Annotated in this window: 11 protein-coding genes; 4 read left to right on the top strand and 7 right to left on the bottom strand. The window is 72.0% G+C overall.

Going from position 1 to position 12,084, the window contains the following annotated elements:
• Nucleotides 1–176 precede the first annotated feature (176 nt).
• The 3 genes from ASE20_RS07410 to recO all read right to left on the bottom strand — a co-directional run bounded on the left by ASE20_RS07410 (nt 177) and on the right by recO (nt 3,812).
• Nucleotides 177–1,004 carry an isoprenyl transferase gene (locus tag ASE20_RS07410; RefSeq protein WP_082612240.1) on the bottom strand — a complete coding sequence of 276 codons (828 nt, stop codon included), beginning with the start codon at nt 1,002–1,004 and terminating at the stop codon, nt 177–179.
• A 22-nt stretch (nt 1,005–1,026) separates the two neighbouring features.
• On the bottom strand, nt 1,027–2,922 hold the full coding sequence (locus ASE20_RS07405) for a collagen binding domain-containing protein (protein WP_056893939.1): 1,896 nt from the start codon (nt 2,920–2,922) through the stop codon (nt 1,027–1,029).
• A gap of 137 nt (nt 2,923–3,059) precedes the next feature.
• Entirely contained in the window at nt 3,060–3,812 is a 753-nt protein-coding gene (gene recO / locus ASE20_RS07400; RefSeq protein ID WP_056893938.1) for a DNA repair protein RecO, read from the bottom strand.
• A gap of 57 nt (nt 3,813–3,869) precedes the next feature.
• Between recO and ASE20_RS07395 the strand changes: the two genes are divergently transcribed.
• Nucleotides 3,870–4,907, top strand: a complete 1,038-nt coding sequence (locus tag ASE20_RS07395) for a lipase family alpha/beta hydrolase (RefSeq protein WP_056893937.1) — start codon at nt 3,870–3,872, stop codon at nt 4,905–4,907.
• Nucleotides 4,908–4,919: 12 nt separating this feature from the next.
• Here ASE20_RS07395 and ASE20_RS07390 read toward each other — a convergent pair whose 3' ends face one another.
• Nucleotides 4,920–5,795: an alpha/beta fold hydrolase gene (locus ASE20_RS07390; protein WP_056893936.1), complete on the bottom strand. Its 876-nt coding sequence runs from the start codon at nt 5,793–5,795 to the stop codon at nt 4,920–4,922.
• 91 nt (nt 5,796–5,886) lie between these two features.
• Nucleotides 5,887–7,644, bottom strand: coding sequence for a 2-isopropylmalate synthase (leuA, locus tag ASE20_RS07385; protein WP_056893935.1), 1,758 nt, complete (start codon nt 7,642–7,644; stop codon nt 5,887–5,889).
• Between the two features lie 157 nt (nt 7,645–7,801).
• On the opposite strand from leuA, the gene ASE20_RS07380 reads away from it, so the two are divergent.
• From ASE20_RS07380 to ASE20_RS07370, 3 genes are read left to right on the top strand one after another with little or no spacing between them, the layout of a single operon-like run.
• On the top strand, nt 7,802–8,302 hold the full coding sequence (locus ASE20_RS07380) for a flavodoxin family protein (RefSeq protein WP_056893934.1): 501 nt from the start codon (nt 7,802–7,804) through the stop codon (nt 8,300–8,302).
• Between the two features lie 59 nt (nt 8,303–8,361).
• Nucleotides 8,362–9,171 carry a septum formation family protein gene (locus tag ASE20_RS07375; protein WP_056893933.1) on the top strand — a complete coding sequence of 270 codons (810 nt, stop codon included), beginning with the start codon at nt 8,362–8,364 and terminating at the stop codon, nt 9,169–9,171.
• Nucleotides 9,168–9,992 carry a septum formation family protein gene (locus ASE20_RS07370; RefSeq protein WP_056893932.1) on the top strand — a complete coding sequence of 275 codons (825 nt, stop codon included), beginning with the start codon at nt 9,168–9,170 and terminating at the stop codon, nt 9,990–9,992. The genes ASE20_RS07375 and ASE20_RS07370 overlap by 4 nt, the downstream gene beginning before the upstream one ends.
• 261 nt (nt 9,993–10,253) lie before the next feature.
• Here ASE20_RS07370 and era read toward each other — a convergent pair whose 3' ends face one another.
• Entirely contained in the window at nt 10,254–11,285 is a 1,032-nt protein-coding gene (gene era, locus ASE20_RS07365; protein WP_082612239.1) for a GTPase Era, read from the bottom strand.
• The gene (locus ASE20_RS07360) at nt 11,282–12,076 is read right to left on the bottom strand and encodes a siderophore-interacting protein (RefSeq protein WP_056893931.1); all 795 of its coding nucleotides are present in this window, start codon (nt 12,074–12,076) and stop codon (nt 11,282–11,284) included. The genes era and ASE20_RS07360 overlap by 4 nt, the downstream gene beginning before the upstream one ends.
• Nucleotides 12,077–12,084 lie beyond the last annotated feature (8 nt).

Below are 12,084 nucleotides of genomic sequence, written 5' to 3'. Positions count from 1 at the left end.
CCGACAGGGCCCCGGGGTCAAGGACGCCCGAAGGGCGCCGCGAAGCGGCGGAGCGCAGCGACGGAGCGCAGCGACGTCCTTGACGCCGGGGGTCGGTCGGCTACCGCGCGGCCGCCTCAGGAGCCACCGCAAGAAGCCCCCGCACGACACCCGACTCACGCACCACCAGCTGAACGTCAGGTGCCCGGGTTCGGCATCGCGCCGCCGTAGCGCCGGTCGCGGCGCGCGTACTCGTCGATCGCCGCCCACAGGTGCCGCCGGTCGACGTCGGGCCAGAGCACGTCGCTGAACACGAACTCGGCGTACGCCGCCTGGTAGAGCATGAAGTTCGAGAGCCGTTGCTCCCCCGACGTCCGCCAGATCAAGTCGGCGTCGGCGAGCTCGGGGACGTAGAGGTACTTGCCGAGCGTGCGCTCGTCGACCCGCTCGGGGTTCACGCGACCGGCGGCCACGTCGCGGGCCAGCCCGCGGGCCGCGTCACCGAGCTCGGAGCGGCCCCCGTAGTTGACGCACATCGTCAGCGTGAGGACGTCGTTGTGCTTCGTCAGCTCCTCGGTGGTGCGGAGCTCGTCGATGACCGACTTCCACAGCTTCGGCGCCCGGCCGGCCCACCGAACCCGGATCCCGCGCTCATGCATCTCCTCGCGCCGGCGTCGGACGACGTCGCGGTTGAAGCCCATCAGGAACTTCACCTCGTCGGGGCTGCGCGACCAGTTCTCGGTCGAGAAGGCATACGCCGAGACCGCCTTCACGCCGATCTCGATGGCCCCCTCGACCACGTCGAACAGGCTGGACTCGCCCTCCTCGTGCCCCCGGGTGCGCGGCAGGCCGCGCTCCTTGGCCCACCGCCCGTTGCCGTCCATGACGATGGCGACGTGGTTCGGCACCAGCTCCGGCGGGAGCGCCGGCGGCCGGACCCCGGAGGGGTGCGGCGTCGGCGGGAGCGGCGCGGCCCGGGGCGGGATCGGCGTGGCGGCGCGGGAGCGTCGGGAGGCACGGGTCACGAGGTGAAGTCTGTCAGGGCCCTCACTGCCGGATCACCCCGGTCGTGGCGGCCGACGACCCACTGAGGAGCCAGCCGTCCGGGTCCTTCGCGGTGACCGTGACGGTGAGCGCCCGGCCCGCGTCGGCCCGCACCACGCGGTAGGTCGCGGCGTGGCTGAGCACCCTCGTGCCTCGACGCCACGTGAACGTGTAGGTCGTTCCGACCTGGCGGTTCCACGTGCCGCGGCCGGCCCGGAGGGTCGCGCCGACGATCCGGCGGCCGGTGATGACCGGGCGCGCGGTCGCCAGCAGGGTGCGGCCGAGCAGGATGTCGATGCCGGTCCGGACCTCGCCCACCCCCAGCGCGATGGGCGTGGCGCTCGCGAAGGAGTAGCGCCGCGACCAGAACTGCCGGATGTAGGGGTACTCGTCGTTGCCGATGAAGCGCGAGCCGGAGGCCTTCACGCGGTAGGCCCCGGGCAGGAGTCCACCGACCTCGTAGGCACCGTTGGAGCTGATCGGAGCGACCGCGACCCGCTCGCCGTCCTCGTCGTACACCTCGACGGTGCCTGCGGCACTGGTGGCACCGACGAGCGCCGGCGCGCCGACGACTCCCTTGATCCTCGCGAGCTTGCGCAGCCGGACCGTGCTCAGGGTCGTCGTCGTGACGGTGCCGTCGACCACGACCGGCGTCACAAAGGGCCGACTCCCCTTGTCGAGGTACCAGCGCAGCATCTCGTACGTCGCCCACTCACCCGGTGCGGGGAGACGGTCGTTGTAGCAGATGCGGTAGCTGCCGGCGGGCAGTCCGGCGAGGGCGTAGCGGCCGTCGGCGTCGGTGTCGACGCAGGCCTGGATGGTGTCGCTCGCCGTCCACGCGCAGACCTCGATCCCGCCGAGCGGGGTGCCGGCGGTGTCGGTCAGGAGCCCGGCGATCGTGGAGCCCAGCTCCCCCGGCGGGGTGGTCGGCTCCAGCGCGAAGTCCACGGTCAGCTCGCCGCCCGCGGTGACCGTGAAGGTTCCGTGCACGCCGGAGTCGTAGTCCTCCGCGCTGGCGCTGGCGACGTAGCTCCCGACGGGGAGAGTGCTCGCCCAGAGTGCCTCGGCGTCGGTGGTCGTGAGTGCCACCGGGTTCGCCTCGTCCGGGAAGCCGTTCCCGTCGTCGTCCTTGTAGACGACGACCGTCGCACCGGCGATCCCGGCTGCCGTGTCCTGGTCCGTGACGTGGCCGGACACGTGGCCGGTCGTCGGCGGCACCCGCTGCAGGTAGGCCTCGACGTTGGTGATCGAACCGCCGGAGGTCACCGTCACTGGCGCCCGACCCGGGTACGACGACCACGTCTCGTACGTCGGGTGCGCCACCTGGATGACGTACTTCCCCGCCGGAACGGTCAGCTCCCACGTGCCGTTGACTGCTGCACTCGTCGTCGCGACCGCGGCGCCGTCCGGCTGGCCGTCCACGTCGGCGTCGGCGTAGATCGAGACCGCAGCACCGGCGAGCGGCGTGTTGGCGAGCGCGTCGGCGGCGAAACCGCTGACGGTGCCCGTACCGGTGCCGTCGTCGATCGGCGTCAGGTCGAGCTGCAGGATCGTCTCCTCCGCGGACACGAGGTGCAGGACCTCGGTCTGCCGCGGCTCGTAGCCCTCGGCCTCGGCGATGCCGACGACGCTGCCCGCCGGCACGAAGACGTCGAAGCTCCCGTCCGTGGCGACGGTGCTGGCGATCGCCGCTCCGTCGGGCATGCCGTTCTCGTCGACGTCGGCGTAGAAGGCGACGTGGGCGCCGGCGAGCAGGTCACTCGTGACCGCGTCGATCACGGTGCCGGTGACCTGCGCGGGAGCGGGGTCGGCGACGGCCGGTGGCAGCGGGCCGAGGACGGCGAGAAGCGACGCGAGCAGGGCGATCAGCGTCGGGAGCAGGGCGGAGCGGAGCTTCATGGGAGGAGCCTTCCCAGGACACGGGGCCCGCGGGAGTCGAGGACCTCGGACTTCGGAAACTAGCCGAGTCTGGTGATCCCGTCCCGTAAACCGACCGGACTGTCACCCGCCGGGTCACCCGGCCGCGGGAGCCGGGGTCAGCGCTCGACGTACGCCAGCGAGCGCAGGCCGCGCTCGAGCTGCCACTGCACGAACGCCGCGACGAGGCCGTTGGCCTCCTTGACGTGGCGCGGTTCGGCGGCCTCGACGACCGGCCAGTTGCCGGCGAGCAGCGCGCCGAGCAGGGTCAGCGTCTCGGCGGCCGGGGTGGCGGAGCCGGGGATGCGACAGGTGGAGCAGAGCACGCCGCCCATCGACGGGTTGAACCAGCGGTGGTTGACCAGCTCGCCGGTCGCGGTCACGGGCGGCCGGCCGCAGTGGGCGCAGTCGACGAAGGCGGGCGTGTAGCCGGCGATGGCGAGCGAGCGCAGCAGGTAGGAGTCCATGACGTGGCCGGGACGCCGGTTGCCCGTGGCCATCGCGTTCAGCGCCCCGAGCAGCAGCGCGAACTGCTGGCGCGCGGGCTCGCGCTCCTCGACGACGAGGCGCTCGGCGGTCTCGAGCATGGCCGTGCCGGCGGTGTAGCGCTCGTAGTCGAGGCCGATCGAGGCGGCGTACGCCCCGCGGGTCTCGGCCTGGGTCACCGTGTCGAGGTTGCGCCCCTCGGCCAGCTGGAGGTCGACGTGGGTGAACGGCTCGAGGCGCGACCCCCACCGGGAGGTCGTACGACGCACGCCCTTCGCCACCGCGCGGATCCGGCCGTTCTCACGGGTCAGCATCGTGATGATGCGGTCCGCCTCACCCAGCTTGTGGGTGCGCAGGACGATCGCCTCGTCACGGTAGAGCGGCACCCTCCCATTCTGCGGGGTGCGGCGTGACGAAACGCGGCGCCACCCCGTTGGAGGGCCATGCGTCGCCTGCTCGCCAGCCTCCTCGCCTGCCTCGCCCTGCTCGGCGCCGTCGTCACCGCGGCCCCGGCCGTCGCCGACACCGGGACGCCGTCGTACGCACCCCTGGACCGGCCCGGGCCACGGCTCTCGGTCCCGGCGGCGACGCTCGCCGGCTCGCTGAGCTGCCACGGCAACCCGAGGACGGGGCCGCGGCCGATCCTGCTCAACCCCGCCACCAGCGTCACGCCCGTCGAGAACTACGCGTGGAACTGGGCGAAGGTGTTCGCGAAGCAGGGCCGCTACTACTGCATGGTGACGATGCCCTTCCACACCTTCGGCGACATCCAGGTCGCGGGCGAGTACCTCGTCAACGCGATCCGCCGCATGCACGCCACCACCGGCCGCAGGATCGCGATCCTCGGCCACAGCCAGGGCGGCATGAACCCGCGCTGGGCGCTGCGCTTCTGGCCCGACACCCGCAGCAAGGTCGCCGAGATGATCGGCATGGCCCCCTCCAACCACGGTACGGCGGTCCTCGCCGGCTGCATCCCGGGCCTGACGAGGTGCGTGCCGGCCGTCTGGCAGCAGAAGGCCGGCTCGGCGTTCACGAAGGCGCTCAACAGCCGCGCGGAGACCTTCGCCGGTATCGACTACACCAACGCGTACACGATGCTCGACGAGGTGGTCGTCCCTCCGCCGTCGTCCGCGCTGACGACCGGCAGCGGCCGGATCGCGAACATCCCGATCCAGTCGGTGTGCGCCCTCGACCCGTACGAGCACGTCACCACCGGCACGGTGAGCCCCGCGATGTACGCCATCGTGATGGACGCGCTGGACCACGACGGCCCGGCCAGCGCCGCGCGGATCGACCGGAAGTGGTGCACCCGCCTCTTCATGCCGGGCATCGACCCCGCCGACGTCGTGGGCTTCGCGCCGATCCTCGCCGCGCTGCCGAACCTCGTCAGCACGGTGCTGCCGGGCATCACGTTCAGCGGCGCGCCGCTGCTCGCCAAGGAGCCGGCCCTGCGCTGCTACGTGTACGCCGCGGGCTGCTGAGGCCGACAGCTCCTACGACGAGCGGGTACGCCGCCCACGCAGCGAGCCGCGCGAGCACTCCCGCGCGAACCGGGTCACCACCAGGTCGAGCCGCTCCGGCCGGCGTCGCCACTCCAGCGGCACCTCGGCGTGCTCGAGCGTGGCGCCGGCGATCTCGCCGGCCAGCTGCTCCGCGTCGCCGACCGGGTGGAACGGGTCGCGCGGGCGGGAGAGGACGAGTGCGCGGGCGGTGATCGCGGAGCGCTCCGTGGCGGAGGGGGCGAGGCGACCGAAGAGCACGCCGTGGATCACGGCGGCGACGGTGCCGGGCTTCTGGTCGAGGGTCTCGCGGGCCAGCCGCACCCACTCCGGGAGGAGGCGCGACGGCAGCGGGCGGGAGGCCAGGCGGACCAGGCGCAGCGGCAGGGGGGCGAAGCGGGCCGCGTACATCACCGGGGCGAGCACGGCGAGCTGCGCAGCCAGCGCGTTGTCGAGGACGGGGCCGTCCAGGAGCAGGCCGGCCACCCGCTCGGGCGCGGCGACCGCGACCTCGAGCGCGACATTGGCGCCGAGCGAGCTGCCGCCGACGACGGCACGGGAGGCGCCGACGTGGTCGAGCAGCGCGACGACCTGGTCCGCGAAGGCCGGCACGGAGTACGACAGCGGGTCGGCCGGACGGTCGGAGCCGCCGTGGCCGAGCGGGTCGAGGACCAGCACGTGCAGGCCGGACGCGGCGAGGGTCCGGGCGGCGTGGTCGTGGACGCTGCGGGGCACGAGCAGCGGCGGGAGGAGCACGACCCAGGCCTCACCGGCGCCGTACTCGGTGAACTCGAGGCGGTCGCGGCCGCGCGCCCCCTCGACGAAGAACTGGCCGACCTGCTCCGAGGCCAGTGCCGCTCGTCCTGCCATGGTGCTTCTCCTCAGTGTGGTGGATCGCCCCGGGTCCCGCGCGCAGACGCTACTGCGCGCGGGACGGAAAGGCCCGGGGCGTCCGCGAAGGTCAGCCGACGGGCGCGATCGGTACAGCGGGGATGGTCGTGGTCCGGGCCCGGTTGGCCGCGCACACGACCGCGCGGAGCGACGCGGTGACGATGTTGTGGTGGATGCCGATGCCCCAGACGATCTCGCCGGCGATCTCGCACTCGACGTACGCCGCCGCGAGGGCGTCGCCGCCGGAGGACAGCGCGTGCTCGGCGTAGTCGAGCACCCGGATGTCGGCGCCGGCCTGGCGCATGCCGTCGACGAAGGCCGCGACCGGGCCGTTGCCCATGCCGGTGAAGGTCTGCTCCTCGCCACGGACGCGGAGCTGGACCTCCTGGCGGTCGTCGCCGCTCTGGTCGGTCGTGGAGGAGAAGGCGACCAGGCTGTAGGGCTCCTCGCGGTCGAGGTACTCCTTGCGGAAGATCGCCCAGATCGCCTCCGGCGTCACCTCGCCGCCCTGGGAGTCGGTGTGCTGCTGGATGACCCGGCTGAACTCGATCTGCGCACGGCGCGGCAGGTCCAGGCTGTGCTCGGCCTTGAGGACGTAGGCGACACCGCCCTTGCCGGACTGGCTGTTGACCCGGATCACGGCCTCGTAGGTGCGGCCGACGTCCTTCGGGTCGATGGGCAGGTACGGCGCCTCCCACGGGACCTCACCGACGGGCTTGCCCTGCTCGGCCGCGATCCGGTCGAGGTCCTCCAGGCCCTTCTTGATGGCGTCCTGGTGGGAGCCCGAGAAGGCGGTGTAGACGAGGTCGCCGGCCCACGGGTGGCGCGGGTGGACGGGCAGCTGCGTGCAGTACTCGACCGTGCGGCGGATCTCGTCGATCTCGGAGAAGTCGACCTGCGGGTCGATGCCCTGGCTGAACAGGTTCATGCCCAGCGTCACCAGGTCGACGTTGCCGGTGCGCTCGCCGTGGCCGAACAGGCAGCCCTCGACCCGGTCCGCGCCGGCCATCAGGGCCAGCTCGGTGGCCGCGACGGCGGTGCCGCGGTCGTTGTGGGGGTGCAGGCTGATGATGCTGTGCGCCCGGCGCGACAGGTTGCGGCCGAAGTACTCGATCTGGTCGGCGTAGGTGTTGGGCGTGGACATCTCGACGGTGGCCGGCAGGTTCAGGATGATCTCGCGACCCTCCTCCGGCTGCCACACGTCGGAGACCCGCTCGCAGACCTCGAGCGCGAAGTCCGTCGGGGTCTGGGTGAAGATCTCGGGGCTGTACTGGTAGCCGAAGTCCGTGCCGGCCAGGAGCTGCTCGGCGTACTTCATGACCCACTCGGTGCCGCGGGTCGCGATCGCGATGCACTCGGCCTCGGTCACGCCGAAGACGACGCGCTGGAACAGCGGGGCGGTCGCGTTGTAGAGGTGGACGGTCGCCTTGTCGGCGCCCTTGAGCGACTCGACGGTGCGCGCGATCAGGTCCTCGCGGGCCTGGGTCAGCACGGAGACCCGTACGTCGTCGGGGATCCGGTCCTCCTCGACCAGCTGGCGCACGAAGTCGAAGTCGGTCTGGCTGGCGGCCGGGAAGCCGACCTCGATCTCCTTGTAGCCCATCTTCACCAGGAGCTCGAACATCTTCATCTTGCGCGAGGGGCTCATCGGGTCGATGAGCGCCTGGTTGCCGTCACGCAGGTCGGTGGAGAGCCACCGCGGCGCGTGCGTGATCTTCTGGTCGGGCCAGGTGCGGTCCGGCACGGTGACCGGCTCGAAGGCGGTGTAGCGGTGGTACGGCATCCCGCTCGCGGTCTGGGCGGGGATGGTGACGCGCTGGTTGTTCATGACTTCCTCGGCTGTTGGTGAAGGGGGCGCCGGGCGCGCGACTCACTCCGCAACGAGGGGGTCCGGCTTTCTCAGACCTCGCTGCGGCCGCTAAGAAGGAGCGCTCGCGTCATGATGTCCATCAGGGTAGCAGCCGATCTCTCCGTAGGCTGGGCGGGTGCCGAGACTGCTCGTCGTCCACCACTCCCCCAGCCGTTCGATGCAGACGCTGCTCGAGCAGGTCCTCGCCGGTGCCGCGGACGAGGACGTGCAGGAGGTCGCACCGGTCGAGGTGGTGGTGCGACCGGCGCTGGAGGCGACCGCGGACGACGTCCTCGCCGCGGACGGCTACGTGCTCGGCACGACCGCGAACTTCGGGTACATGAGCGGGGCGCTCAAGCACTTCTTCGACTCGACCTTCCTCGCGGTCGGTGGCGCGCTCGACCCGAGCGGCGCGCCGGCCGACGGCGCCGGGGCGACCGGCGGTCGGCCGTACGGGCTGTGGCTGCACGGGCGCTACGACCTGACCGGCGCACAGCGGTCGGTGCAGTCGATCGTCGGGGCACTCGGCTGGCGCCAGGGGTACGACGTGGTCGGCGTCCTCGGCGAGGTCGACGACGCCGCGCGCGAGGCCGGCTACGCACTGGGCGCTACTATCGCCGCACTGCTGGCGGGTTGATCGCCGGCCAGTGCCGAGGGGCACCCGGGGGGCCACGGGACGGACGAGAGGGGACAGCGATGCGGCTGCTGCGCGCCGTCGTCGTGCTCGTCCTCGGTTTCCTCGCGGTCGGCTCCCTCGCGGCCTGCGGGTCCGAGCACCAGGGCGCCAACAGCGACCCCGACCAGGTCGACGCGGTCGACGTACCGGTGAGCGGCCTGTGCCGAGACCTGACGCCCGACGACGTGGCCCGGACCGCCAACGCGACCAAGACGATCGACTGCGCGAGCCGGCACACGGCCGAGACCTACGCGACCGGCAGGCTGCCCGAGGAGTTCGACGACGCGGGCTACGACGACGCCGACCTCGGCACCTACGCCTACCGCACGTGCTCGGAGAAGTTCGCCGAGTTCGTCGGCGCCGACGAGAGCCTCGTCCTGCGGACCACCCTGAGCTGGGCCTGGTTCCGGCCGTCGGAGAAGGCGTGGGGCAAGGGTGCTCGCTGGTACCGCTGCGACGTGATCGGCGGGAACACCGCGAGCCGCGAGTACCGTGCCCTCCCCAAGACCGCCCGCGGCATGCTCGGCGGCCGCCCCAACGACAGCTGGCTCAGCTGCGCCAGCGGACCGACGGTGGCCGAGGGCGAGAAGGTGCCCTGCTCGCAGAAGCACGACTGGCGCGCGGTCACGACCGTCAAGCTCGGCCAGCCGACCGACGCCTACCCGGGCGACCGGGTGATGGAGAGCCGGACCCGCTCGTTCTGCGCGAACTCCGTCAAGGCGTGGCTCAACTACCCCTCCGAGTTCGAGTACGGCTTCACGTTCTTCCACCAGGCGGAGTGGAAGGCCGGCATCCGCCGTTCGGTGTGCTGGGCGAAGACCGCGAAATGAACGCTCGCACGCGCAGCCTGCTCGTCGTGCTGACCCTCGGGCTGGCCCTCGTCCTCGCCGCTTGCTCCGACGACGGAGCCCCGAAGCCCGATGCGACCCCCACGGCCCGGCAGAGCTCGGCCCCGGCGCCGCCGGCCTCCCCGAAGCTCGGCGCCTGCTACGAGCTGCCGTTCGAGACCGCGGTCGCGCCGACGTCCGAGATCAAGCCGGTGCCCTGCACGCAGGAGCACACCAGCGAGACGATCGCCGTCGGGCGCATCGACGCCCTCGTCGACGGCCACCTGCTCGCCGTCGACTCCGACCGGGTCCAGGACCAGGTCGCCGCAACGTGCCCGAAGGCGCTCTCGGCGTACGTCGGCGGCAACCGCGAGCTGCTGCGGCTCAGCATGATCCGGCCGGTGTGGTTCACCCCGACCGTCGAGGACTCCGACGCGGGCGCCGACTGGTACCGCTGCGACGCGGTCGTCCTCGCCGGCACCTCCACGCTCGCCGACCTCACCACCGGCATCAAGGGCGTCCTGGGCCGGGCCAAGGGTCGCGACCGCTACGCCATGTGCGGCACCGCTGCGCCGGACGCCAAGAACTTCGAGCGGGTGCTCTGCTCGGCCCGGCACTCCTGGCGTGCCACGGAGGTCGTGACCTTCCAGCAGGGCGCCTATCCCGGTGAGAAGAAGGTGCGCGCCGCCGGCCGGACCCAGTGCGAGGACGCCGGTGCCGACGCCGCCGAGGACCCGCTGAGCTTCGAGTGGGGCTACGAGTGGCCGACCAAGGAGCAGTGGGACATGGGGCAGGACTTCGGCCGCTGCTGGGCGCCGGACTAGTTGGGCGCTCGCTGCGCTCGNNCTCCCCCGCTCGCTCGTACCTCGCTCGCTCCTCCGTCCAGAAACGGCGGGCGGCGCGACGAGAATCAGCCCCACCTCATGCGTCCACGCACCACGTGCCGTGGAACCGCGTCGGGCGCCCCGCGTGATCTGGACTGAGCGGAGCGAGCGACCGAGGAACGAGGGAGCGAGCGCAGCGAGGGAAGATCACGCGATCAAAGGGCGCCCGACATGCGCGAGCGAAGCGAGCGCCAGACAAACTCAGAAACCGAGCTTGCGGAGCTGACGCGGGTCGCGCTGCCAGTCCTTGGCGATCTTCACGTGCAGGTCGAGGTAGACCGGCGTGCCGAGGAGCGCCTCGATCTGCAGGCGGGCCGCGGTGCCGACCTCGCGCAGGCGGGCGCCCTTCTTGCCGATGACGATGCCCTTCTGGGAGTCGCGCTCGACGTACAGGTTCGCGTGGATGTCGAGGAGCGGCTTGTCCTCGGGGCGGCCCTCGCGCAGGCCCATCTCCTCGACGACGACGGCGATGGAGTGCGGGAGCTCGTCGCGGACGCCGTCGAGGGCGGCCTCGCGGATCAGCTCGGCGGCGAGGATCTCCTCGGGGGCGTCGGTGAGGTCGCCGTCGGGGTAGAGCGGCGGGCCCTCGGGCATCAGGCCGACCAGCAGCTGGGCGAGCAGGTCGATCTGGTCGCCGCCGACCGAGGAGACGGGGACGATCTCGGCCCACTCGGTGCCGGTCTCACGGCCCAGCTCGGCGATGTCGAGCAGGTGCTCGCCGATCCGCTCGGGGGTGGCGAGGTCGGTCTTGGTCGCGATCGCGATCTTGACGGTCCTGCGGACCTTGGCGAGCTCGGTGACGAGGAACTTGTCGCCGGGGCCGATCTTCTCGTCGGCTGGGAAGCACACGGCGACGACGTCGACCTCGGCCCAGGTGGTCTTGACCAGGTCGTTGAGCCGCTCGCCGAGCAGGGTGCGGGGGCGGTGCAGGCCGGGGGTGTCGACGAGGACGAGCTGGCCGTCGGGGCGGTGCACGATGCCGCGGACCACCGTCCGCGTGGTCTGCGGCTTGTCGGAGGTGATGACGATCTTCTGGCCGACGATCGCGTTGGTCAGCGTGGACTTGCCGACGTTGGGGCGTCCGACGAAGCAGGCGAACCCGCTGCGGTAGCCCTCGGGCACGTCGCCCAGGTCGAACACCGGGGCAGCCGGCGGGGGCAGCGCGCCGAAGTCCTCGTCGAACTCGTCGTCGAGGTCGTCCTCGACCTCGTCGACCTCGTTCTCGTCGCTCATCGCGTGGCCTCCTGTGCGGCGTCGTAGTCGGCCCAGATCTCCTCGTCGGACTTGCCCGCTGCCTTGCCGGCGCGCCAGATCGGCCCCGGGTCGACGGCGCGGGGCTGGCGCTGGGCGACCGACCGCCAGTAGCCCATCACGTCGTAGTGCGTGCTCGGGAGCTTGCGCTCCCGCATCAGGTGCTTGCGGATCGCGCGCATCTGCGCGGACTCCCCCGCCATCCAGAAGTAGCCGGGGCCCTCGGGGAAGTCGAGGGACTCGACCACCTCGGCCAGCCGGCTCTCACCGTCGGTCGGAAGCCAGGTGACCTCGACGCCGTCGGTGAAGTAGTCCTCGACCCGCGAGTCCGTCGGCACCTCGGCCACGATCCGGGTCGGCAGTGCGCCACCGTGCTCGACGGCGATCCGGGCCATCGCAGGCAGTGCCGTCAGGTCACCGACCAGCAGCAGCCAGCCCGCGTCGACCGGCGGCAGGAACGAGCCCTTCGGCTCGGTGATCGTGACCTGCTGGCCGACCGGGTCGCCGAGCGCCCACTCGGTGACGAGGCCGACCTCGTGGACGACGACGTCGAGCACCAGGCGCGCCCCTTGTCCTGAGCCTGTCGAAGGGACGATCGAACGGACCGTGTAGTAGCGGCTCTGGAACTGCCCGGGCACGACGAGGCCGACCCACTCGTCGGGGATGCCCGTCGACACGAAGCCGGGCACATCGAGCACGAGGCGCACCAGGTGCGGCGTCACCTGCTCACGCGCGACGACGTCGGCGGCGTACTGCTGGGCCCGGGTGCTCACCCGCCAAG

The sequence above is a fragment of the Nocardioides sp. Root240 genome (assembly GCF_001428825.1).
In the GTDB taxonomy this organism is placed as follows: domain Bacteria; phylum Actinomycetota; class Actinomycetes; order Propionibacteriales; family Nocardioidaceae; genus Nocardioides.
The sequence above is the reverse complement of the archived record's forward strand: the minus strand, read 5'-3'. Positions and strand labels throughout refer to the sequence as shown.